Source organism: Curtobacterium flaccumfaciens, assembly GCF_013359815.1.
Taxonomy (GTDB): Bacteria; Actinomycetota; Actinomycetes; order Actinomycetales; family Microbacteriaceae; genus Curtobacterium; species Curtobacterium flaccumfaciens.
Map to the genome: position 1 here is coordinate 196,974 of NZ_JABMCF010000039.1, position 22,368 is coordinate 219,341.

A 22,368-nucleotide genomic window follows, 5' to 3' on the forward strand; every position below is an offset into this window, starting at 1 on the left:
TCGGGGGTGCTCGGTAGCGTCCCCGGCATGAGCACGATCTACTCCGTCGCGTCCTCGCTGGACGGCTTCGTCGCTGCGCCCGACGACGACCTCGACTGGCTGCTGCAGTTCGGGTTCGAGCCGTTCCAGGAACACCACGACCGGTTCTACGCAGGCGTCGGCGCGATCGCGATGGGGTCGACGACGTACGAGTGGCTGCTCGACCACGACGACACGTGGGCGTACCCGGACCTGGCCACGTGGGTGTTCACGACCCGTGACCTGCCGGTGCCGGACGGCGCCGACGTGCGCTTCGTCTCGGGCGAGGTCGGCGACCACCAGGCCGACCTCGAGCGCGTGGCCGACGGCCGCGACGTCTGGGTCGTCGGCGGCGGATTGCTCGCGGCGCAGTACCAGCAGGCGGGCATCCTCGACGAGCTGCGGGTCACCGTGATGCCGGTCGCGCTCGGCGGCGGAGCGCCCCTGCTGCCGGTCGCCGCACCGACCCCGGTGTTCGAGCTCGTCGGCACCACGCAGTTCGACGGCGGGGCGGTCGAGCTCCACTACCGTTCCGCAGCAACCGCGGCGTAGCGTCCGGAGCATGAGCGACAACGAGCAGACCGAGCCCGTCATGGACGGTGCCACCGATGCCACGAACCACGAGAAGCTGCAGGGCCTGATCGAGCAGGTCGACCACGACCACGCCGGTGAAGGTGCCGGCGCGATGGCCGACCACCTGCGCGACCGCATGGACGAGACCGGTGTCGAGGACGAAGAAGCGGGTGACGCCGAGGACTGATCCTCGGGGCACTTCGTGAGCAGAAGAGGTCGGGTTCCCACACGGGACCCGACCTCTTCTGCTCACCAAGCGGAAGCGCTCAGACGCGCAACTCGGAGAAGTCGCTGTCGACGTCGCCGAACCGGTGCGCCGTGATCGACACCGACTGCTCGCGCAGGTACGGCAGCATCTCGATCACGCCCGCCTCGACCACGGGGGCGTCGTGGATCGCGACGTCGATGCTCGCGCCCAGGGCTTCTTCGAGGGCGAGCGGGTCACCGCCGAGCAACCGGATTCGGGCACCGGGACCACCGAACGCCGTGTGGGCCGGGCGGTCCTGCCCCTGTGACAGCACGGCCTCGAGCGCGTCGACGGGTTGGTCGTCCTGATCGGTGGACCAGTCCGCCTGGAACACGGCCCCCGAGGACGCGCGGGCGTGGAACTCCTGGTCGGACTCCACCAGGTGGTCGACGACGTCGAGCGGGGACCGGTTCGACGCGAGCAGCTGCGTGAGCGGGCCGGGCAGCGGCCGAGCCGTGCTGAGCAGGACGTGCGCACGTGCCGAGGTCGCGGCGACGAGCGTCCGGACGAGGTCCACGGTCGAGGCGTCCTCGGCCTGGCGCACGATGACGGACTGGGGGCGGTGGCGCAGCACGTTCCGCTGCACCACGAGCCCGGACAGGTCCCGCGACCGGAAGAGGGTCTCTCGTGCGTGCACGTCGCTCAGTGCCCCGGCGCGGACGCGGTCGAACTCCTCGAACGACAGCCCGCTGCGCGCGGCCTCGATCACCGCGGTGACGCGCGGGGGCAGGCCGTGCAGCTGGATGCTCTTGTGCACGGTGCGGGGCGTGGGCAGCCAGCGGCCGAGGGTCGCGACGTACATGGGCCCGCCGGCCTTGGTGCCGGTGCCGACCGAGGAGCCCTTCCAGCCGCCGAACGGCTGGTGTCCCACGACGGCACCGGTGATGCCGCGGTTGACGGACAGGTTGCCGGCGCGGACGCGGGCCAGCCACTCGGACACCTCGTCGACGTCGAGCGAGTGGATGCCCGCGGTGAGCCCGAAGTCGGTGCCGTTCTGGATGGCGATGGCCTGCTCGAGGGTCTCGGCGCGCATGATGCCGAGCACCGGGCCGGAGTACTCGGTCTGGTGGAAGTCGCTGCCGGGCCGGACGCCGTCGCGGATGCCCGGCGACCAGAGCCGGCCGGAGTCGTCGACCGCTTCGGGCTGCACGAGCCAGGACTCCCCCGGACCGAGCTCGGTCAGACCCTGGCGGAGCCTGCCCTGCGGTTCGGCGATGAGCGGGCCGACCTGCGCCGTGGGGTCGTCCGGCCACGCGACCCGGAGCGTGCGGGTGGCGTCGACGAGCTGCCGCTGGAAGCGCTCGCTCTCCCCAACCGACCCGACCAGGATCACCAGGGACGCCGCCGAGCACTGCTGCCCGGCGTGCCCGAAGGCGGACTGCACGATGTCCTGCACCGCCAGGTCGAGGTCGGCGCTCGGCGTGACGACGATGGCGTTCTTGCCGCTCGTCCCGGCGGTGAGCGGCAGCCCCGCACGCCACCAGCGGAACGACCGGGCGGTGTCGGACGAGCCGGTCAGGATGATGCGGTCGACCGTGGGGTGGCCGATGAGGTCGCGGCCGAGTTCGTCCTCGGCCAGGTCGACGAGCTGCAGCAGCGAGTGCGGCACCCCGGCGTCCCAGAGCACGTCGGCGAGTACGGCGCCGGAGCGCTTCGCCTCGGGCGCGGGCTTGAGCACGACACCGCTGCCCGCGGCGAGCGCCGCCAGCACGCCACCGGCGGGGATCGCGACGGGGGAGCTCCACGGCGGCACGACGACGGTCAGCCGCGGCGGCACGTACTGCGCGCCCTCGATGTCCCCGAGGCGGCGGGCGCTCTCGGCGTAGTAGTGGGCGGCGTCGATGGCCTCGGTCACCTCGGCGTCGGCCTCGGCGAAGGTCGTGCCCGTCTCGGCGGCCATCACCTCGATCAGGTCGGCACGGCGGGTCTCGATTTCGTGCCCGATGAGGTCGAGGAGCTCGGCACGGTCGGACGGGTCCTGCCGCCCCCAGTTCACGCCGGCCTGGGCGGTCCGCGCCATGATCCGCTCGAGCTTGGAGCGGTCGGCGACCTTCGCACCGCGGATCGTCTGCGCGCCGAGCTGCGAGCGCGGCACCCGGCGCAGGACGTCGAGCGCCCAGGCGCGGTTCGCGGCGATGGACGGGTCGGTGTCGGGGGCGTTGCGGAACGCGTCGCGCAGGACGGGTTCGCCGAGCGCGCGGTGGCGGTCCTGCGTGCGGTGGGTGGCGGGGACGGGCTCGTCGAGTGCGGCGACGGACGCCAGGAACCGGCTGTGCTCCCGCTCGAAGACGCTGGCGTCGTGGTCGATGTCGGACGCGGCGGCGATGAAGTTCTCGGGGCTCGCGCTCTCCTGCAGGCGACGGGCCAGGTACGCGATGGCCGAGTCGAACTCGTCCGGCTGCACGACGGGCGTGTAGAGCAGGATCTGGCCGACGTCGGCCCGGACGGCCTGGGCGTGGGTGGACGCCATGCCGAGCAGCATCTCGACGTCGACGGCGTCGGTGACCCCGCGGCGCTGGGCGAGCACCCACGCGGTGGCGAGGTCGAACAGGTTGTGCCCGGCGACCCCGATCCGCACGGCGTCGGTGCGCTCGGGCGTCAGTGCGGCGTCGAGCAGCCGCAGGTACGCGGTGTCGGTCTCGCGCTTGCTGCCCCAGGTGGCGAGGGGCCACCCGTGCAGGATCGCGTCGACGTGCTCCATGGCGAGGTTCGCGCCCTTGACGAGCCGCACCGTGATCGGGGCGCCGCCGCGCGCCCGGCGTTCCTGCGCCCACGCGGTCAGCGCGTCGAGTGCTCCCGCTGCGTCGGGCAGGTAGGCCTGCAGCACGATGCCGGCCGGCAGGTCGGCGAACTCGTCACGGTCGAGCAGCGCCCGGAACACGGCGAGGGTGACGTCGAGGTCGCGGTACTCCTCGATGTCGAGGTTGATGAACTTGGCGGGGCGTCCGGCGGCCGTCGGTGCCGCGGCCAGGCGGTAGAGCGGGACGAGCCGGTCGACGACGCGCTCGACCGTCTGGTCGAAGGCCCACGGCGAGGTCTGCGGCACGACGGCGCTCACCTTGATCGACACGTGGTCGACGTCGTCGCGGGCGAGCAGGTCCATGGTGCCCTGCAGGCGTCGGTCGCTCTCGGCACTGCCGAGGACGGCTTCGCCGAGCAGGTTCACGTTCAGTCGCGTGCCCGGACCGCGGACCTTGGCGAGGGCCGGGCCGAGCTTGCTCGTGCTCGCGTCGATGACCAGGTGCCCGGTCATCCGGCGCAGGATCCGGCGCGCGGTCGGGATCACGGCCCACGGCGCCATGGTGGCGAACCCGCCGCCGAGCGTCACCGCCCCGCGCAGGTACCAGGCGAGGAAGTCGGGGACGTCACGGCTCAGCTGCTCGAGGTTGCGTGCGGCAACCCGGGGGTCTTCGGGGCGGATGACCTTGTCCACGAACCCCCGCGTGAAGTCGAGGCCCTGCTCGTCGCGCAGGACCTCGGCCAGACGGACCGCACCCGGGTCGGGCTTCACCCCGGCGGACGCCGCCAGCCACCGGCGCACGAGCGCGACGGCGTCATCGGTGGTGTCCTGGAGGCGAGCGCTCGGCATCCCCCGATCGTATGCCGCACGTCCGACGCGACCTCGGAGCACGCCGTACGTCGGCCAGGAGTCATCCGAGCGGATGAAAGGGCTCGCGGCGCGGTCCGATCGTCCGCCCGGTGGATACGCTGGTCGGCATGTCGACGGAGGGCAACGGTGGCCACGACTGGGCCACCTGGGACGCGTACCACGACGCCTGGCGACGACTCGACCGGGCGCTCGACCGCGCCGTCCAGGCGGGTGCCGGCATCTCCGTCCCCGAGTTCGAGATCCTGATCGGCCTGCACCGCGACCCCGACCACCGTCTGCGCGTCCGGGACATCGCCGCGGGGATCGGCTGGGAGAAGTCGCGCGTCAGCCACCAGGTCACGCGGATGGTCTCCCGCGGCCTGGTCGAGCGGGCGGACTGCCCGAGCGACGCCCGTGGCAGCTGGGTGGTGATGACCGCGGACGGCCGTCGCGCGGTGCTCGCCGGCATCCGCGCGCACACCGGTGCGCTCGAGGACCTGTTCTGGAGGCCCGTGGGGACCGACGCCGAGACGCTGCGGTCCGTCAGTGCGCGCGTCCAGGACGCCATCGGCCCCGACGACGCCTCGGACGAGGCCGACGTCGGCTAGAGCGTGACGACGGCGAGCGCGCCGCGCTCACCGCGCAGCCGGACCTGCACGCTCTCGATCTCGTCCCGCGGGATGTCCGTCGACGCCGACAGTCCGCGCGCATCGGCACCGGCAGCCGTCCACGAGCCCACGGTCTGCGTCGTGCCGTCGGTCCGGACGACGACGAGGTCGTAGAGGATCGACCCGTCCGGCGACCACTCCTTGCCGCCGTACGAGCACCCCCAGTCGAAGCGGGTGCCCCACTGCTCGCCGCTGATGGCGAGCTGGACGTCGAGTCCCTGCACGCCGGTCATGTCGTACCGGTCGGCGGTGGCGGCTGCGGTCGGAGCGGCACCGGCCTGCACCGTGGTGCGCTCCCCCGCGGCACCGACCGCGAGCCCGCCCAGGACGGCGGCGACCACCGCGAGCCCCGCGGTTGCGGCGACCCAGACCCGGCGACGGCGGCGACGGTGTCGGACGCGGTGCGCGACGGAGGCGAGGTCGCTCTCGGAACGGGTGTCGGGCCTCCCGTCCGGTTCTGCGATCTCGATCGCCTGGTCGGCCGGCAGCTTGCCGAGCAGCCCCGGCAGACCGACCAGCTCCGCGACGGCGGCCGCACAGCGGTCGCAGTTCTCGAGGTGCCGCTCGTACTCCAGCCGCTCACTGGCCGGGAGCGACCCCAGGACGTACGCCGCATCCCACTCCGCGTACTTGTCGTCGCTCATCGGGTCACTCCTCGTTCCTGCAGTGCGAGCCGCAGGGCTCGCAGCCCGTAGTGCAGCCGCGACTTGGCGGTGCCCTCCGGGATGTCGTGTCGTCGTGCGATCTCCGGCACCGTGTGCCCGAGCCAGTACGCGTCCACCACCACGCGACGGTGGTCCGGGCTCAGTGACGCGAGTGCGTCGGCGACCACGATCCGGTCCAGCACGGCGTCCGTGCTGTCCGACTCGATCCGTTCGACCTGGTGCTCGGTGCCGTGCTCACGGCGGTTGCGGGCCGACCGTGCGTCGTCGACCACCAGGTTGCGCGCCACCGTGAAGAGCCACGCCCGTGCGCTGTCGGGTGCCCGTTCGAGCACGGCCGGGCGCTGCCAGGCGCGGACCATCGTCTCCTGCACGACGTCCTCGACCGTCGAGCCGTCCCGCGTGAGGTGCCGGACGTACCGCGTGAGCGCGTCACCGTGCTCGCGGTACAGCGTCGCGAGCAGCTCGTCCGCGGAACGACTCGTCACGGTCACTTCCCGAGGTCGAGGGAGAACTCGACGGAGCCCTTCCCGTCCACGGTGACGAAGCCGAGCGAGGGGGCCTTCACGCCGTAGTCGGCGAAGGTGATCGGCACGGTGCCGGCGACCTGGACGGTCCCGCCCTTGCCGACCGCGACCTGGGCGTCGGCCGTGACCGGCTTCTCGACGCCGTGCAGGTCCATCGTGCCGGTCAGGGTGACGTCCTGCGTGGAGCCGTCGAGCGCCTTCGTGACGTCGACGGGCTTCGTCAGCTCGAACGTCGCCGTGGGGTACTTGTCGGTCTGCAGCGCCGTGGAGCGGAAGTACTCGTCGCGGGCGGCTTCCGGGGTGCTGATCTTGCCGACCTGCACGGTGACGGACGCCTTGGTGAGGGACCCGCCGTCGACGACGGCGGTGCCCTTGACGTCCTTCGTGCGACCGACCACGTTCACATCATTCCCCTGCAGGACCTCGTGCACCCGGTACCCGGCGTACGAGCTGCTCGTGCTGGTCCAGGTGCCGTCGGCGTCCTTCGCGTCGAGGGTGCCGGACGAGGACGCCGACAGCGAGGGTGCTGCGGCGGCCTGGCCGTTGACGGTGTTCGCGTAGATGACCGGGCCGGCGATGACGGCTGCTGCCGCCACGACGACGACGCCGGCGGAGATCCCGATGATGACCTTGGTTCGTTTGCGGAGTGCCATACCCAGACGACGAGGCAGCCGGGCGGATCGTTCAAACGGGTTTTCAGTCGGAGGTGCGGGCGCGGTCCTGGTCGGCGCGGTCCTGGTCGGATCGGTCGTCGTCGATCGCAGCTGCGTCGTCGTCGGCGGCGGGGGTTTCTCCACGCATGCGCACGAGGCTCGCCAGCGTCGACACGGCCATCGCGGCGACGATCACCAGCAGGGACACCCACGTGTTGATCTCCGGCGCCCACTCGATGTGGTGGCCGCCGTTCAGGAACGGCAGCTCGTTGTCGTGCAGCGCATGAAGCACGAGCTTCACGCCGATGAAGGCCAGGATCACGGCGATGCCGTACTTCAGGTAGATCAGACGCTCGAGCAGGCCGCCCAACAGGAAGTAGAGCTGGCGCAGACCCATCAGCGCGAAGACGTTCGCGGTGAACACGATGAAGGGGCTCTCGGTGATGCCGAAGATCGCCGGGATCGAGTCGAGCGCGAACAGCAGGTCGGTGGTGCCGATCGCGATGAGCACGATGAGCAGCGGCGTGAAGTGCCGGACACCGTCGTGGTGGGTGCGGAACTGCATGCCGTCGTACGTGTCGGTGAGACGGACCCGGCGGCGGAGCAGCCGGACGATGAAGGTGTCCTTCTGGTCGTCCTCGTCCTCGCCGCGGAGCTGCTGGATCGCCGTCCAGATCAACCAGGCGCCGAAGATGTAGAAGATCCACGAGAAGTTCTCGATGAGTTGCGCGCCGACCAGGATGAAGATCCCGCGGAGCACGAGCGCGATGATGATGCCGAGCAGCAGCACCTCCTGCTGGATCTTCTTCGGCACCGAGAAGCGCGCCATGATGATGACGAACACGAACAGGTTGTCGATGCTCAGGCTGTACTCGGTCAGCCAGCCCGCAAGGAACTGCCCCGCGGAGTCGCCACCGGCGAAGACCAGCATGAGCACCGCGAAGACCAGTGCGAGCCCGACGTAGATGCCCACCCAGATGCCGGATTCGCGCAGCGTCGGCACGTGCGGGCGACGCGCGACGATGAGCAGGTCGGCGAGCAGGATCGCGACCAGGGCGATCATCGAGCCGACTTCGAACACGACGGGGAGCTCGGGCATGCGGAGCCTTCCTTGCTGGTGGTGGGGCGGGCGGCTTCGTGAGCGACCCGCACCAGTCTCCGGCATGATCCCGGCGGTGGCGAACCCGGGGGCTGCGTGCGGCGGACAGAGCCGTCCCGCTCGGTGCCCGTCGCGCGGTCCGGACGCGCCGTAGCCTGGGCGCGTGGCGACTCCGCGAGCGATCTGCTTCGACCTGGACGGGACGCTGTTCGACCACCACGGGTCCGCTCGGGTGGGCGTGACCCGGTTCCTGCAGGGCTTCGGCGTCGAGCCCACCGAGGAAGCGATCGGCGCCTGGTTCACGGCGGAGGACGAGCAGTTCGAGCGCTGGCGGTCCGGGGCGATCAGCTTCCAGGAACAGCGACGCGCACGGCTCCGCACGGTCCTGCCGCACCTGGGCATCGAGGCGCCCGGCGACGAGGCCGGCCTGGACGCGGTGTTCGACGACTACCTGCTCGCGTACCGCGAGGCCTGGCGGCTCTTCCCCCAGAGCCTGCCGCTGCTGCACGAGCTGCGCGCAAACGGACACCGCCTCGGTCTCTTGACGAACGGCACGGAGAGCCAGCAGCTCGACAAGCTCGCTCGGACCGGCCTGGCCGACGCGTTCGACGTCGTCTGCGTCTCGGAACGCATCGGGTTCCAGAAGCCGGACGTCCGCGCGTTCCACACCCTTGCGGGGCAGCTCGGCCTCGACCCGACGGACTGTCTCTTCGTCGGTGACGACCCCGAGCGCGACGTGGCCGGTGCCCGGGCTGCCGGGATGCGGGCGGTGCTGGTCGACCACGCGCAGCCGGAGGACCCTGGTCTCCGCGCACTCGTGCTGTCAGCGCGCTGACGTCACCGCGTCCGCGACGGCCCGGGCGACCTCGGTGGCGGGCACGTCGGTCGCGTCGATGACCTCGGCCTCGTCGTGCAGCCAGCCGCGCGCCGCCTCGGCGTAGGCGTCGACGTACGCGAACCGGAACGTGGACGGCCCCACGATCGGGTCGTTCTGGATCCGGTCGCGGAGCGTCGACTCGTCGACGTGCAGCACGAAGTGCCGGACCGGGATGCCGTGGTCCGCGAGCCCCGCGGCGATCTCACGCCAGTACGCCTCGACCAGGACCGTCATCGGCATGATGAGCGGCCCGCCCACGTAGTCGTGCACCCGGCGAGCGGTCTCGACCACGAGCGGCCGCCACGGGTCCCAGTGCTGGAAGTTGTCGCTCTCCGGCAGCCCCGGCGTGACGTCCATCAGCACCTCGCCGACCTTCTCGGCATCGAGGATCCGCGAGCCGGGCAGCAGCGGCTGGAGCAGTCGGCTCGTCGTGGTCTTGCCCGCCCCGTGGGTTCCGTTCAACCAGACGATCACACCAGGACCCTAGCCGCCGACCACCCCGAGGGGCGGTCGGCGGCTGGTTGTCGATCGACCGAACGGTCAGCGACCGCTGAGGTCGTACGGGGCCATCGTCGAGTCGACCGTCGTCAGGTACCCACCCCCGGCGAGCGCCGTGGGCAGCGTGATGGTGCGGAGTACGGAGGGCTTCGTGCCGGTGGTGTCGATCTGGGTGATCTTCCCCTCATCGCCCCGCGTCACGAACACACTGCGGCCGTCGTCGGTCGCCGCGGTGAACCGCACCGACGCCCCGGTGGCCGGCTGTCCGGCGACGGGGCCCTTGCGGAGCGGCGTGAGCGCGACCGAGGTCGTGCGGCCGGAGTAGACACCGTCGGCCTGCTTCCGCACCAGGACGAGCGAGTCCCCGGTGCCCGACGTCAGCGCGACGGCGGCGAACCGGGCGGTGACGGCGACGCGGGTGAAGGACCCGGTGCCGAGGTCGACGCTGCTGATCCGGCTGGACGACGTGGACGAGGTGGTCAGGTATGCGGGGACGGCGTTCCACGGGGTACCGGCAGCCGTGCTGCCGGCCTGGGTGCCGACCACGGTCGTCCCGTCCGGCGCCATGCGGGGGCGGTAGCTCTGCACGCTCGGCTTCGGGTAGGCGACGGACCGGGAGCCCGTGAAGCCGGTCCGCGTCACCCGCACGGTCTGCACGCCGGCGGCCAGGTCGGAGCCGATCACCGTCCCGGTGGCGTTGACGATCGGGCCGTGCGGGTACGCGCCGAGGGGCGTGGTCGCGACGGGGCGCGGGTGCGTCGCGCCGCGCATGATCGCGGAGACGGAGTAGGCGTCGAGGCGTCCGCCCGCGGTGACGACCAGGCGCAGGGGGCTGCCGACCAGGAACGTCTCGACCTCTTCGGTGCCGCGCTTGCCCGTCGTGGCGAGCTGCACGGCCGAGGTGTCGATCCGGGCGGTGCGCTCCGTTTTCCGTCGCAGGTCGATGACCGTGACCCGCTGCCGCTCGGAGCCGTCGAAGTCGGAACCGACCGCCAGGTGCCGGCGTGCGGTGTCGGTCGACAGCCAGCCGGCACGCTCCCAGCGCTGGTCGGCGTTCGGGATCGCGTAGTGCTGCGCGATGCGCGCCGTGCCGTGCGGGCCGATGGCGAGGACGTCGAGCTGCGGCTTCGACTCGTCCATGAACGCGATCTGCCCGTGGCCGAGCTGCACGGACCCCGCGTGGGTGCCGAACTCGATCCCGCTCAGGGTGGCGGTCCGCCGACCGGTCACGGCGTCGTTGACGTACACGCGCTTCGCCGTCGGGTCAGCCGTGACGAGCCAGCTGTGGTGGGCGGTCCGTGTCACGGCGGGTGCAGCCGACGCGGGGACGGCGATCGCGGTGGCGACGAGGGGGACGAGCCCCGCGAGGACGAGGGCGGGGAGGAGACGTGGAGGTCGAGCGGACATGGGGCTCCTGGGGTGCAGTGTCGGATGACGGTCGTCTAGACGATAACCGTTCTCATCTAGACGAGACGCTCCAGAACTGTACGAAGACGCTCAGCATCCCGACGAAGGGGATGGCACCCACGGCCACCGACAGGGCAGCGAAGCAGATCGCCGGCGTCCTGGCCTCGAGTCCGCGGAGCCGCACCGCCGCGACGAGCGCGCCGACCGCGAACGGGAACGTCACGAGGACGGCGTACATCGGCCACGACAACGGCGCCCACGACTCCGCGCTCTCCCCCACGGCCCCGACGGAGACGATCGAGCCGGCGACGACGAGCACGATCTCGACGACCGGGGGCAGGGCGATCGCCACGTCGCGCACCACCCGTCGCCGCTGCCGCCCCATGCGCCGACCCTAGTGATCCGCGATGTGCGTGCTTCCCCGCCTACCACCAACCGGCCGTGCCAAGGTCGAGCCGTGCAGAACTCCACGACAGTCGTCATCGCCGGATGCGGCGACCTCGGGACCGAAGCCGGCCTGCGCTTCGCCGACCAGGGCCACCGCGTGATCGGACTCCGCCGCCGTGCCGAGCTGGTCCCCGCGCCGATCACCGGCCGGAGCGTCGACCTGCGCCACGAGGTCCCCGAGATCCCCGCCGACACGAGCGTCGTCGTCGTGGCCTTCGCCGCCGGCAGCCGCGACGTCGACGAGTACCGCGCCACCTACGTCGACGGGCTGCGCAACGTGCTCGACGGCATCGACGCCTCGGAGGCCGACCCGCGGGTGCTCGTCGTGTCCTCGACCGCGGTCTACGACGTCTCGGACGGCAGCGAGGTCACCGAGGAGACCCCGGCGCGCGGTGCGACCCCGACCGCCGAGGTCCTGGTCGAGGCCGAGGTCCTGCTGCGCGAGCGCGCTCCCGGCGCCGTGCTGGTCCGGCTGTCGGGCGTCTACGGTCCGGGCCGCGAGCGGCTCATCGACCAGGTCCGGTCCGGGTCCGCACGGCTGGCGCCGGGGACCTCACCGCACACGAACCGCATCCACCGCGACGACGCTGCAGCAGCGCTCGTGCACCTGGCGGCCCTGCCCGACCCGGCACCGCTCTACCTGGGGACGGACGACGAGCCGAGCCGGCTGGACGACGTGCTGCGGTTCCTGGCCGAGGAACTCCACGTCGCCGAGCCGTCGACGGGCGACGGTGACGCGCGGCAGGCCGGCGGCGACAAGCGTCTGTCGAACGCGTTGCTCCGGTCGACGGGATGGACACCCCAGTACCCGACGTTCCGCGAGGGCTACCGCGCCGTGCTGGCCGGCGAGGGCACCCGCCACCCCTGACGCCCCGCGAGACACCGGTGTTCGCACTCCGAACACCTACGTGCCGGTGTGCAATGCGCGAACACCGGTGTTTTGCGGACCCACACACCCACGCGACAGACGCGCTCAGTGGCCGCGGTGGTCCTGGATCGTGATCCGCGGTCCGAACGCGGGCTTCCGGAACCCGGAGCCACCGATCAACCGCACGACCCGCTCCCGGTGCCCACGCCAGGGCTCGAGCAGCTCGAGCATCCCGTCGTCGTCCACGGGGGCGCCGGTGAGCGCCCACCCGACGAGCGCCGGCACGTGGAAGTCCCCCACGCTCGGCGAGTCCGGGTCGCCGTGGGAGCGCTGCGCGGTCTCGGCGGCGGTCCACCGCCCGACCCCGGGGATCGACTGCAGCTTCGTGGAGACGACCTCGCCGCCGCGCCCGTGCGCCAGGGTCCGTTCGAGTGCCGGCGCGAGCTTCACGGCGCGCATCACGGTGGCCGAGCGCCCCGGTTCGATGCCCGCCCGGTGCCACTCCCAGCTCGGGATCCGTGCCCACGTCGGAGCGTCCGGCGGCACCATCATGCCCGCGGGTGTCGGACCGGGCGCCGGGGTGCCGTGCCGACGGAGCAGGTACCGCCACGCGCCCCACGCCTGGCGCGAGGTCACCTTCTGCTCCATGATCGCCGGGACGAGCATCGCGACGACGGTGTTCGTGCGGAGCAGCCGGAGCCCGGGCTGCCGGTGTCGTGCCGCGGCGAGGAACTCGTTGCCGGAGACGTCGAACGACGACCAGTCGTCGCCGCGACCGAGCATCTCCGGAGCGTGGGAAACCGCCCACGACGCACCGCTCCCCCACGCCGACACCGCGATGGTGTCGCCGGCCCGCCGGATCGCCACGGAAGCGGGACCGGAGGGCGTGCGCAGCGCGAGCCACACGACACCGCCGACCACCTGGAAGGCCGGGTCGCCGGAGCCGCGCTGCAGGGGCCGCAGGGTCGACGCGACGTCCACCGCGCCTCCAGGCCGGTACACCGTGTCGACGCGAGACGCGTCGCCGGACGCCCCAGCGGCGTCGACGGCGGCGGAAGCGAGCAGGGACACACGGGGATGGTAATGCGGAACCACCGTCAGTCATGATGGGCACTGATCCCCACCACCCGACGACGGAGTTCCCATGCGCATCGGCATCCTCACCTCCGGAGGCGACTGCCCCGGCCTGAACGCGGTCATCCGCGCGATCGTCCTGAAGGGCATCGCCATCTACGGACACGACTTCGTCGGCTTCCGCGACGGGTGGCGCGGGGTGGTCGACGGCGACATCGTCCCGCTCGGCCGCAAGGACATCCAGGGCATCGCGAAGCAGGGCGGCACGATCCTCGGCACCAGCCGCACGAACCCGTTCGAGGGCCCCAACGGCGGGGTCGAGAACATCTCCGCGACCCTGCAGCGGCACGGCATCGACGCCATCGTCGCGATCGGCGGCGAGGGCACCCTCGCCGCCGCGAAGCGCCTGACCGACGCCGGCCTGCAGATCGTGGGCGTGCCGAAGACGGTCGACAACGACCTGGGCGCGACCGACTACACGTTCGGCTTCGACACCGCCGTCGCCATCGCGACCGAGGCGATGGACCGCCTCCGCACCACCGGTGAGTCGCACTCGCGCTGCATGGTCGCCGAGGTGATGGGCCGGCACGTGGGCTGGATCGCGCTGCACTCCGGCATGGCCGCGGGCGCGCACGCGATCCTCATCCCCGAGCAGAAGACGAGCATGGAACAGATCGCGAAGTGGGTGCGGGCCGCGTACGACCGCGGTCGCGCACCGCTCGTGGTCGTGGCCGAGGGCTTCGTCCCCGACCACGAGGACACGGCGCACACGGAGCGCGGGCTCGACGCCTTCGGGCGCCCGCGGCTCGGTGGCATCGGCGAGCGCCTCGCGCCGCTCATCGAGGAGATGACGGGCATCGAGACGCGGGCCACGACCCTGGGGCACATCCAGCGCGGTGGCACGCCGACCGCGTACGACCGGGTGCTCTCGACCCGGCTCGGGCTGGCGGCGATCGACTCCGTGGTCGAGGAGCGCTGGGGCCGGATGGTGGCGCTCCGTGGCACCGAGATCGAGCACGTCTCGTTCGAGGAGGCGCTCGGGGAGCTCAAGACGGTGCCGCAGGCGCGCTTCGACGAGGCCGCCATCATGTTCGGCTGAGTGGGCTGTGCGGCTGGGGCGGCTCGGCTGTTTCGGGCGTACCTGGTCGAATCGGGCGTACCTGGTCGGTTCTTCTGACCCAGTACGCCCGAATCCACCAGGCATCGCACGCGTTCTGGGAAAGAACGGACCGACGGCCGAGCCCGCCGACTCTGCGCCGGGTCGAATCGGGCGTACCTGGTCGAATCGGGCGTACCTGGTCGGTTGTTCTGCCCCGGTACGCCCGAATCCACCAGGGATCGCGCACGTTCTGGGAAAGAACGGGCAGGCCGAGGCGCCCGCCGAGTCTGCGCCTGGTCGAATCGGGCGTACCTGGTCGAATCGGGCGTACCTGGTCGAATCGGGCGTACCTGGTCGGTTGTTCCGCCCCGGTACGCCCGAATCCACCAGGGATCGCGCGCGTTCTGGGAAAGAACGGACCGACGGCCGGGAGGCCCGGGGTAGCGTCCGGCGCATGACCCGCGCCGTCCTCGTGTCCAGTACAGCCCCGCCCACCGTCACCGACGTCGACCTTCCGGATCCGGCCGAGGGCGAGGCCCTCGTCGACGTCACGTACTCGAGCGTCAACTACAAGGACGGCCTGGCCCTCGCGCGGAACCCCGGCGTCGCCCGGCTCGACCCACTGGTGCCCGGGATCGACGTCGTCGGCACGGTTTCGGGGCTCGGACCGGGCGTGCACGAGGTCGCGATCGGTGACCGGGTGGTGCTGAACGGCGCCGGCCTGGGTGAGACCCGGCACGGCGGCTGGGCAACGCAGGCCGTGGTGCCGTCCGGGTCGCTCGTCGTGCTGCCCGAGGCGATCGACGACTCGTTCGCGGCGGCCATCGGCACCGCGGGGTTCACGGCGATGCTCAGTGTGCTGGCGTTGGAGCGCTTCGTCGCGCCGGACGACGGGCCGGTGCTGGTGACCTGGGCATCCGGCGGGGTCGGCACCGTGGCGATCGCACTCCTCGCGGCCCGCGGGTACCAGGTCACGGCGTCGACCGGTCGTGCGGCCAACACCGACTCGCTCCGCCGGCTCGGGGCCACCGAGGTGGTCGACCGCGGCACCCTGTCCGAGCCGGGCAAGCCGATGCAGCGTGCCACCTGGGCCGGAGCGGTGGACAGCGTCGGCGGGGCCACGCTGGCGAACGTCCTGGCCTCGACCCGGTGGGGTGGCGCCGTCACGGCGTGCGGGCTGGCGCAGGACTCCGCACTGCCGACGACCGTGCTGCCGTTCATCCTGCGGTCGGTGTCGCTGCTCGGGATCAACTCCGTCGACGCCCCGCTCGAGCTCCGTCGTCGGGCGTGGGACCGCCTGGCGACCGACCTCGACGCGGCGCTCCTGGCCGACGTCACCCGCACGGTGACGCCCGAGCAGGCCATCGCGGTGGGGGCCGAGGTCGTCGCGGGACGGGTGCACGGACGAACGGTCGTCGCCGTCACGGGCTGATCCGGCGTGCTTTCCGGGCGATTCATTTAGCAAACGTTTGCATATTGGCACGCTAGGATTTCGAGTGTCGATTTCGTCCTCGAGGAGATGACATGCCGGTCCCCAAGTCCACCGTGGAGAGCTCTCCCCGGAAGCTCCTGCGCGACGTCGTGTACGACAAGATGCTCGCGGCCCTCCGCGACGGCACGCTGCAGCACGGCGAGCGCTTGAACGACGACGAGCTGGTCCAGTGGCTGGGTGTGAGTCGCACCCCGATCCGCGAGGCGATCGCGAAGCTCGTCGACATCGGCCTGGTCGAGATGGAGGCGAACCGGTACACCCGCGTCGCCACCCCGACCTTCGAGGACTGGGTCACCGCGACCCGCGCGACCGCCGGGTTCTTCGAGCTCAGCCTGCGCTGGGGCGTCCCCGAGTACAGCGACGAGGACGTCGAGGCCCTCAGCACACTGCTCGACAAGGCCGACCGCATGCGCAAGGTGCGGGACTACGGCTTCAGCGGCGCCCTCAACGAGATCATCGAGTTCGCGGTCGAGCACTCCGGCAACCCGCTGGTGCAGAACGCCGCGGTCGGTGCCATGGAGCGGGTCCGCTTCACGCTCAACCCCACACCTGCGTTCGAGCAGTACGGGTCCGAAGCGTTCTTCTCGATCCTGCGCGAAGCACTCACCGAGCGCGACGGCGAAGGCGCTGCCGAGGCCGGACGCGCCCTCACCCGCAACTTCGAACAGCACATCGAGGCGGTCCGCGCCGACCGCGGCTGACCCATGGGCGTCGGCGAGTGGGGTGACGCCGACCCCTGGGCGGCCGTGCACGACGACGCGTACGCGTCCCTGCTCGCCCACCTCCGGACCGGCCCCCGCGGACCGGTGTCCGTCGACCTCGACGCACTGAGCTGGGAGTGGAGTGCTTCGCTCGGTGACGTCCGATCGGCGGCGGCCCGGCTCGAGGACCTCGGCATCCTGGTCCACCAGCCGGACGGCACGTGGCAGTACGAGGAGCTCTCCGACGCCGACCTGTCCGACGCGCTGGACTTCTGGGTCGCGCTCGTCGGCCCGGCCATCCGAGCCACCATCCCGGCCCTCTCCCCGGAGCTGCGTGCCGAGCTCGACCGCCGGACCGCGCAGGCCCGCACCGCCGCCGCGCTGCGCCTGACGGAGTACCCGACGGTGTTCTCGGCCACCTGCCAGTTCTGGTTCGAGCACTCCCCGAACACCCTCGTGCGCGACCTGGGGCTGCGGGCGTTCGAACGGATGCGGTGGTCGCGCGTCCCGACGAGACCGTGGTCGGTCCACGAAGTCCAACCCTGGTTCGCTGCGATCACCCGAGCGGCGGACACCGGCGACCCTGCCGTGGCGACCGTCGCGGCCGAGGTCATCGACGGCCTGTTCGAGGTCCACCGGAGGAACATCGGGATCCCCCGGACGGCTCGGCCGGCCGCAGACGCCACCGACCGGCGTGCGGGTGCGGTGCACCGTGCGCTGCTCCGCGACCTCCGCTCGGGAGCGTTGCCCATCGGGTCGACGCACTCGTTCGAGGGCCTGGTGGTCCGGACCGGAGCCCCGATCCAGGCGGTCCTCGAGGCTGTCCGATGGCTGCACGACCTGGGCCTGGTCGAGAGCGACGGAGATCGGTACCGCGTCGTGGAACCGTCGCTCGCGACCTGGCGGGACACGATGGAACTGCTCGCCGGGGTCTTCGCCCACGCGACCGTCCACGTGCTGCCCGGGCTCCACGGACCCGAGCTCGACGAGTTCCGGCGACTGGTGGAACGAGCACGCGCGGACGGCCAGGTGCGCGACCACCGGTACACCGAGAGCGCGTTCGCCGTCACCCGGTTCCTGTCCGAGCAGTCCGGCAACCGCTGGACGCGTGAGGCCCTCCGCCTCACGATGGCCCGACTCGCCTACGCGCTGCCCGAGGCTCCGGCGTTCCGGCAGTGGGACGCAGAAGCGCTCTGGCTGGCACTCGACACAGCGGCCGGCAGCGGAGACGTCGGTGCCGGCCGGGCCGCGGCACGCCGGTTCGTCGACGTCGCACGGGCGCACGTGGAGGACGTCACGGCGCGGTGGGGCACGATGGGGTCATGACCGACGCGCGCGACGACGTCCTGATCCACGCCACCGGGGTCCGCGTCACGCGCTCCGGCCGCGACCTGCTGCACGACGTCGACCTGACCGTCCGGCGCGGGGAGCACTGGGCGCTGCTCGGTCCGAACGGCGCTGGCAAGTCCACGCTGCTGGCCGTCCTCGGCGCGACCGGCCACCCCACCGCCGGCACGGTCGAGGTCCTCGGCCGCCGGCTCGGACGCGTCGACGTCCGCGAACTCCGGGAGCACATCGGCCACGTCGACCCCCGGCACCGGATGCTCTCGCCGCTCACGGTGCTCGAGACGGTGCTCACCGGACTGACCGGCACGACGGACCTCATGATGCGATGGGAGCCCTCGGCCGAGCAGGTCGCGCTGGCCGAGCAGCACATCGCCGACGTCGGACTCACCGCACGACGGGACGCCCGCTGGCCCGTGCTGTCGCAGGGTGAGCGGGGACGCGCCCTCATCGCCCGCGCCCTGATGTCCGAACCCCAGCTGCTGCTGCTCGACGAACCGGCGACCGGCCTCGACGTCGCCGCACGGGAGCACCTGCTCGAGACCGTCGACGCGCTGCGGCACCGGCACCCCGAGCTGGGCAGCGTCATGGTGACCCACCACCTGGAGGACCTGCCGGCCTCGACGTCGCACGCGATGCTGCTCCGCGACGGTGCCGTCGTGGCCCAGGGCACCTCGGACGAGGTCATCACGTCGTCGGCGGTGTCGCACGCGTTCGACTTCCCGCTCGCGATCCTGCGGGCAGAGGGGCGCTGGGCGGCACGCCGATCCGCCTGACGCGTGCTTGAATGGCCGTTCAGTGTCCGCGGCCCGTGTCGGGGAGGGACCCGGCACCGCACCACGGTGTCACGCCGCGGACCGTCACCAGGGGGAACCATGACGAACACGCCGCCGCCCTACCCGGGGTCCGAGCCGCAGCCGAACGACGGGCAGCCGAACGCCGGCCAGCCGAACGGCCAGCAGTACCCGCAGCAGCCCGCCGGCCAGCCCTACGCGCAGCAGCAGCAGCCCGCCGGCCAGCCGTACGCCCAGGCCGCTCCCGCCGGAGCCGCTCCCTACGCACCCCCGCCCAAGTCGTCGTCCTCCCGCGGCAAGCGCGTCCTGATCTCGGTGCTCGGCGTCGTCGTCGCTGTGGTGGTGGCCTTCCTCGTCCGCCAGGGCCTCAACGCAGCCTTCAGCGACTCCACCGAAGAGAAGGTCTCGAAGGCCGTCGAGCAGATCCGCGAGCAGAGCGACCTGCCCAAGCAGGTCGACTCCGTCACGACGTGGACCGGGATCGAGGCCGAGGGGGCCGCGATCCACTACGACTACACGGTGTCGTCGAACGTCGATCCGGCCTCGATCACCGAGGGGGCCATCCGCGACGCCGTCGGGCCGAACCTCTGCTCGAACAGCGAGACGAAGAAGCTCCTCGACGAGGACGTCGACATGCGGTATACGTACAAGTTCGAGGGCTCGTCGAAGACCGTCGACACGACCTTCACGAAGGCTGACTGCTCCTGAGCCCCGACGCCCGTCACGCGGGCGCGGCGGCAGCAGCCCCCGCGCCCGTCACACGGTCGCGGCGGCAGCAGCCTTCGCGGCCGCGGGCAGGGCGTCGAGGATCCGTCCGACGGCGCGGTCATCGTGCGCGGCCGTGACGAACCACGCCTCGAAGACGCTCGGCGGCAGGGTCACCCCGGCGTCGAGCATCGCGTGGAAGAACGGCGCGTAGCGGAACACGTCCTGCGCCCGCACGTCGTCGTAGTTCCGCGGTGCCTGCTCGGTGAACGCGAACGAGAACAGGTTGCCGGCGCGCTGCACGGTGTGAACGACGCCCTCGGCCGACAGGGCGTCCGACGTGGCCGCGGAGATGACGGCAGCGGTGCGGTTGAGCGACTCGTACACGGACGGCGTCGCGGCACGCAGCGTGGCGATGCCGGCGGCGACGGCCAACGGGTTCCCCGACAGGGTGCCCGCCTGGTACACCGGCCCGAGCGGGGCGAGGAAGTCCATGACCTCCCGCCGACCGCCGAGTGCGGCGAGCGGCATACCGCCACCGATGACCTTGCCGAACGTGATGAGGTCGGGCTTCCACCCGGCGCCGTCCGGCACGACCTTCGACGCCTCGAGGCCCCACCACCCGGCAGCACCGACGCGGAACCCGGTCAGGACCTCGTCGACGATGAGCAGCGCCCCGTGCGACCGGGTGATCTGCGCCAGTGCGCGGTTGAAGCCGCGCTCGGGTGCCAGGACGCCCATGTTCGCGGCGGCCGACTCGACGATGACCGCGGCGATGCGCTCGGAGTGCTCGTCGAAGGCCCGGCGGACGGCGTCGAGGTCGTTGTACGGCAGCACGAGGGTCTGCGCGGCGGTCTCGGCGGTGATGCCCGCGCTGCCCGGCATGGCTAGGGTCGCGACGCCCGAGCCGGCCTCGGCCAGCAGGGAGTCCGAGTGCCCGTGGTAGTGCCCGGCGAACTTCACGAGCAGGTCGCGACCGGTGTAGCCGCGGGCCAGCCGGATCGCGGTCATCGTGGCCTCGGTGCCGGTCGACACCATGCGGAGCTTCTCGATGGGGCCGTCGCCGTCCACCGACACCCGCTGCTTCACGAGTTCGGCCAGCTCGGTCTCACCCGGGGTCGACGCCCCGAACGACAGTCCGCGCGCGGCGGCCTGCTGCACGGCCTCGACCGTGCCGGGGTGGGCGTGCCCGAGGATCGCGGGGCCCCACGACGCGACGAGGTCGACGTACTCGCGACCCTCGGCGTCGGTGACGTAGGCGCCCTTCGCGGACACCAGGAACCGCGGGGTGCCGCCGACCGACCCGTAGGCGCGGACCGGGGAGTTCACGCCACCCGGGATCGCGTTCTTGGCACGGCCGAAGAGCTGGTCGTTCGTGGTCATTCGGGGGCCTTCCCGGTCGAGGCGATGCCGGCGACGTCCGCGGTGCTGCCCGAGGTGCGGAGGCCCGCTTCCTCGTTGAGCTTCCGCGCGATGTCGACGGCGAAGTAGGTCAGGATCGCGTCGGCACCGGCGCGCTTGATGCCGACGAGCGACTCCATCGCGGCGGCGTCGCGGTCGATCCAGCCGTTCTGCGCTGCTGCGGTGATCATCGCGTACTCGCCCGAGATCTGGTACGCCCAGACCGGCACAGGCGAGGTCGCAGCGGTCTCGGCGAGCACGTCGAGGTAGCTCATCGCGGGCTTCACCATCACGATGTCGGCGCCCTCGTCGACGTCGAGCTCGACCTCGCGGAGGCCCTGTCGACCGTTCGCGGCGTCGATCTGGTACGTCCGGCGGTCACCGACGAGCGACGACGACACGGCCTCGCGGAAGGGGCCGTAGAACGCCGAGGCGTACTTCGCGGCGTAGGCGAGCAGCGCGGTGCCGCTGTGTCCGGCACCGTCGAGGGCGTCACGTGCGGCGGCGATCTGGCCGTCCATCATGCCGCTCATGCAGACGAGCTCGGCACCGGCCTCGGCCTGCGCCACCGCCATGTCGCGGTAGCGCAGCAGGGTGGCGTCGTTGTCGACGGAGCCGTCGGCGGCCAGCACACCGCAGTGTCCGTGGTCGGTGAACTCGTCGAGGCACAGGTCGGACTGCACCACGAGGGCATCCCCCACCTCTTCGCGAGCGACGCGGATCGCCACGTTGAGGATGCCGTCCGGGTCGGTCGCGCCGGAACCCTCGGCGTCCTTCGTGGTCGGGACGCCGAAGAGGTTCACGCCACCCACACCGACCGACGCGGCGTCGACGAGCGCGCGGCGGAACGAGTCGAGGGAGTGCTGCTGCACGCCCGGCATGCTCGAGATGTCCACGGCGTCGGTCGCGCCTTCGCGGATGAACATCGGCAGCACGAGCTCGGCGGGGTGGAGCCGGGTCTCGGCCACGAGTCGTCGCATCGCGGGGGTGGCGCGGAGCCGACGGGGGCGGACCTGGGGGAAGCGTCCAGTCACGGGTGACCTTCCTGGTGGGGGGTGGTTGGGTTCAGTGCCTCGACGACGGCGTCGAGCAGGGCTTCTGCGGACCGTGTGCGTCCGACGGCGTGCACGGGCAGTCCGGCCGCACGGGCGTCGGTCGCGGTCCCGGGGCCGATGCAGGCCACGATGGTGCGGGGGTCGAGCGGGGTCATCCGGCGGGCGATCTCGCGGGCGACGCTGCCGCTCGTCACGAGCACCGCAGCGGGCGCCGTCTCGAGGGTGATCGGCTCGTCGCCGGTCCCCACGGTACGGTACGCGACCACGTCGTCCACGTCGATGCCGCGGGCACGGAGGCCGTCGACGAGCGTGGGTGCTGCGATCTCGGAGCGGGGGAACAGCACGGTGCCGTCGGTGTCCGGTAACTCCTGCACCAGGCCGGCCGCGGACGTCTCGTCCGGCACCAGGTCGACGACCCAGCCCGCAGCGCGCGCGGCACGGGCGGTCGGCTCGCCGACCGCGGCGACGCGCACCCCGGCCGGGAGGCCCGCCACGCGTTCCGACAGGACCGTCACGGCCGTCGCACTGGTCACCACAACCCATGCGTAACCAGCCACAGGGGTCCGGTCG

At 72.0% G+C, this 22,368-nt stretch carries 23 protein-coding genes; 11 read left to right on the plus strand and 12 right to left on the minus strand.

Going from position 1 to position 22,368, the window contains the following annotated elements:
- Positions 1–27 precede the first annotated feature (27 nt).
- Both HP445_RS12500 and HP445_RS12505 read left to right on the plus strand, forming a co-directional pair.
- Positions 28–570 carry a dihydrofolate reductase family protein gene (locus HP445_RS12500; RefSeq protein WP_111055228.1) on the plus strand — a complete coding sequence of 181 codons (543 nt, stop codon included), beginning with the start codon at positions 28–30 and terminating at the stop codon, positions 568–570.
- A 10-nt stretch (positions 571–580) separates the two neighbouring features.
- On the plus strand, positions 581–778 hold the full coding sequence (locus HP445_RS12505) for a hypothetical protein (RefSeq protein WP_071404495.1): 198 nt from the start codon (positions 581–583) through the stop codon (positions 776–778).
- Between the two features lie 79 nt (positions 779–857).
- Here HP445_RS12505 and HP445_RS12510 read toward each other — a convergent pair whose 3' ends face one another.
- Positions 858–4,427: a proline dehydrogenase family protein gene (locus HP445_RS12510; RefSeq protein WP_128780261.1), complete on the minus strand. Its 3,570-nt coding sequence runs from the start codon at positions 4,425–4,427 to the stop codon at positions 858–860.
- Between the two features lie 128 nt (positions 4,428–4,555).
- On the opposite strand from HP445_RS12510, the gene HP445_RS12515 reads away from it, so the two are divergent.
- Positions 4,556–5,035 carry a MarR family winged helix-turn-helix transcriptional regulator gene (locus HP445_RS12515; protein ID WP_071404493.1) on the plus strand — a complete coding sequence of 160 codons (480 nt, stop codon included), beginning with the start codon at positions 4,556–4,558 and terminating at the stop codon, positions 5,033–5,035.
- Here the strand turns inward: HP445_RS12515 and HP445_RS12520 are convergent.
- Genes HP445_RS12520 through HP445_RS12535 form a run of 4 tightly spaced genes read right to left on the minus strand, consistent with a single transcriptional unit; the run spans position 5,032 to position 8,036 of the window.
- Entirely contained in the window at positions 5,032–5,739 is a 708-nt protein-coding gene (locus HP445_RS12520; RefSeq protein ID WP_111028740.1) for an anti-sigma factor, read from the minus strand. The genes HP445_RS12515 and HP445_RS12520 overlap by 4 nt on opposite strands.
- Complete coding sequence (locus HP445_RS12525; protein WP_071404491.1) at positions 5,736–6,251, minus strand: sigma-70 family RNA polymerase sigma factor; 516 nt, start codon at positions 6,249–6,251, stop codon at positions 5,736–5,738. The genes HP445_RS12520 and HP445_RS12525 overlap by 4 nt, the downstream gene beginning before the upstream one ends.
- A complete protein-coding gene (locus HP445_RS12530; protein ID WP_111022382.1) occupies positions 6,248–6,937 on the minus strand; it encodes a YceI family protein in 690 nt (229 codons plus the stop codon). Before HP445_RS12530 ends, HP445_RS12525 begins: the two co-directional genes overlap by 4 nt.
- A 43-nt stretch (positions 6,938–6,980) precedes the next feature.
- Positions 6,981–8,036 (minus strand): TerC family protein, encoded by a 1,056-nt coding sequence (locus HP445_RS12535; protein ID WP_128780262.1) that lies wholly within the window; start codon positions 8,034–8,036, stop codon positions 6,981–6,983.
- 163 nt (positions 8,037–8,199) lie between these two features.
- Here HP445_RS12535 and HP445_RS12540 point away from each other — a divergent pair, with 163 nt between their 5' ends.
- Complete coding sequence (locus HP445_RS12540) at positions 8,200–8,871, plus strand: HAD family hydrolase (protein WP_128780263.1); 672 nt, start codon at positions 8,200–8,202, stop codon at positions 8,869–8,871.
- Here HP445_RS12540 and HP445_RS12545 read toward each other — a convergent pair.
- The 3 genes from HP445_RS12545 to HP445_RS12555 all read right to left on the minus strand — a co-directional run bounded on the left by HP445_RS12545 (position 8,860) and on the right by HP445_RS12555 (position 11,203).
- Positions 8,860–9,387 carry an AAA family ATPase gene (locus HP445_RS12545; RefSeq protein WP_128780264.1) on the minus strand — a complete coding sequence of 176 codons (528 nt, stop codon included), beginning with the start codon at positions 9,385–9,387 and terminating at the stop codon, positions 8,860–8,862. The genes HP445_RS12540 and HP445_RS12545 overlap by 12 nt on opposite strands.
- Positions 9,388–9,453: 66 nt before the next feature.
- Positions 9,454–10,818 (minus strand): hypothetical protein, encoded by a 1,365-nt coding sequence (locus tag HP445_RS12550; RefSeq protein ID WP_128780265.1) that lies wholly within the window; start codon positions 10,816–10,818, stop codon positions 9,454–9,456.
- Positions 10,819–10,870: 52 nt separating this feature from the next.
- The gene (locus tag HP445_RS12555; protein WP_128780266.1) at positions 10,871–11,203 is read right to left on the minus strand and encodes a hypothetical protein; all 333 of its coding nucleotides are present in this window, start codon (positions 11,201–11,203) and stop codon (positions 10,871–10,873) included.
- A 72-nt stretch (positions 11,204–11,275) separates the two neighbouring features.
- On the opposite strand from HP445_RS12555, the gene HP445_RS12560 reads away from it, so the two are divergent.
- Positions 11,276–12,133 (plus strand): NAD-dependent epimerase/dehydratase family protein, encoded by an 858-nt coding sequence (locus HP445_RS12560; RefSeq protein WP_128780267.1) that lies wholly within the window; start codon positions 11,276–11,278, stop codon positions 12,131–12,133.
- A gap of 105 nt (positions 12,134–12,238) precedes the next feature.
- Here HP445_RS12560 and HP445_RS12565 read toward each other — a convergent pair whose 3' ends face one another.
- Entirely contained in the window at positions 12,239–13,204 is a 966-nt protein-coding gene (locus tag HP445_RS12565) for a DNA-3-methyladenine glycosylase family protein (RefSeq protein WP_128780268.1), read from the minus strand.
- Positions 13,205–13,277: 73 nt separating this feature from the next.
- Between HP445_RS12565 and HP445_RS12570 the strand changes: the two genes are divergently transcribed.
- The 6 genes from HP445_RS12570 (at position 13,278) to HP445_RS12595 (ending at position 19,345) form a co-directional block, all read left to right on the plus strand.
- Positions 13,278–14,306, plus strand: a complete 1,029-nt coding sequence (locus tag HP445_RS12570) for a 6-phosphofructokinase (protein ID WP_111022389.1) — start codon at positions 13,278–13,280, stop codon at positions 14,304–14,306.
- Between the two features lie 454 nt (positions 14,307–14,760).
- Positions 14,761–15,738: an MDR family oxidoreductase gene (locus tag HP445_RS12575; RefSeq protein WP_128780269.1), complete on the plus strand. Its 978-nt coding sequence runs from the start codon at positions 14,761–14,763 to the stop codon at positions 15,736–15,738.
- A 92-nt stretch (positions 15,739–15,830) separates the two neighbouring features.
- Positions 15,831–16,499 (plus strand): GntR family transcriptional regulator, encoded by a 669-nt coding sequence (locus HP445_RS12580; RefSeq protein ID WP_111040019.1) that lies wholly within the window; start codon positions 15,831–15,833, stop codon positions 16,497–16,499.
- A 3-nt stretch (positions 16,500–16,502) separates the two neighbouring features.
- Positions 16,503–17,825 (plus strand): hypothetical protein, encoded by a 1,323-nt coding sequence (locus HP445_RS12585; protein ID WP_128780270.1) that lies wholly within the window; start codon positions 16,503–16,505, stop codon positions 17,823–17,825.
- Entirely contained in the window at positions 17,822–18,619 is a 798-nt protein-coding gene (locus tag HP445_RS12590) for an ABC transporter ATP-binding protein (protein ID WP_128780271.1), read from the plus strand. The genes HP445_RS12585 and HP445_RS12590 overlap by 4 nt, the downstream gene beginning before the upstream one ends.
- A 99-nt stretch (positions 18,620–18,718) precedes the next feature.
- Positions 18,719–19,345 carry a hypothetical protein gene (locus HP445_RS12595; RefSeq protein ID WP_128780272.1) on the plus strand — a complete coding sequence of 209 codons (627 nt, stop codon included), beginning with the start codon at positions 18,719–18,721 and terminating at the stop codon, positions 19,343–19,345.
- Between the two features lie 48 nt (positions 19,346–19,393).
- Here the strand turns inward: HP445_RS12595 and hemL are convergent, their stop codons facing one another.
- The 3 genes from hemL to HP445_RS12610 are packed head-to-tail and all read right to left on the minus strand — an operon-like array spanning position 19,394 to position 22,355.
- Positions 19,394–20,725 (minus strand): glutamate-1-semialdehyde 2,1-aminomutase, encoded by a 1,332-nt coding sequence (gene hemL / locus HP445_RS12600; RefSeq protein ID WP_128780273.1) that lies wholly within the window; start codon positions 20,723–20,725, stop codon positions 19,394–19,396.
- Positions 20,722–21,777 carry a porphobilinogen synthase gene (hemB, locus tag HP445_RS12605; protein ID WP_258372698.1) on the minus strand — a complete coding sequence of 352 codons (1,056 nt, stop codon included), beginning with the start codon at positions 21,775–21,777 and terminating at the stop codon, positions 20,722–20,724. The genes hemL and hemB overlap by 4 nt, the downstream gene beginning before the upstream one ends.
- Positions 21,774–22,355 (minus strand): uroporphyrinogen-III synthase, encoded by a 582-nt coding sequence (locus HP445_RS12610; RefSeq protein ID WP_258370482.1) that lies wholly within the window; start codon positions 22,353–22,355, stop codon positions 21,774–21,776. The genes hemB and HP445_RS12610 overlap by 4 nt, the downstream gene beginning before the upstream one ends.
- Positions 22,356–22,368 lie beyond the last annotated feature (13 nt).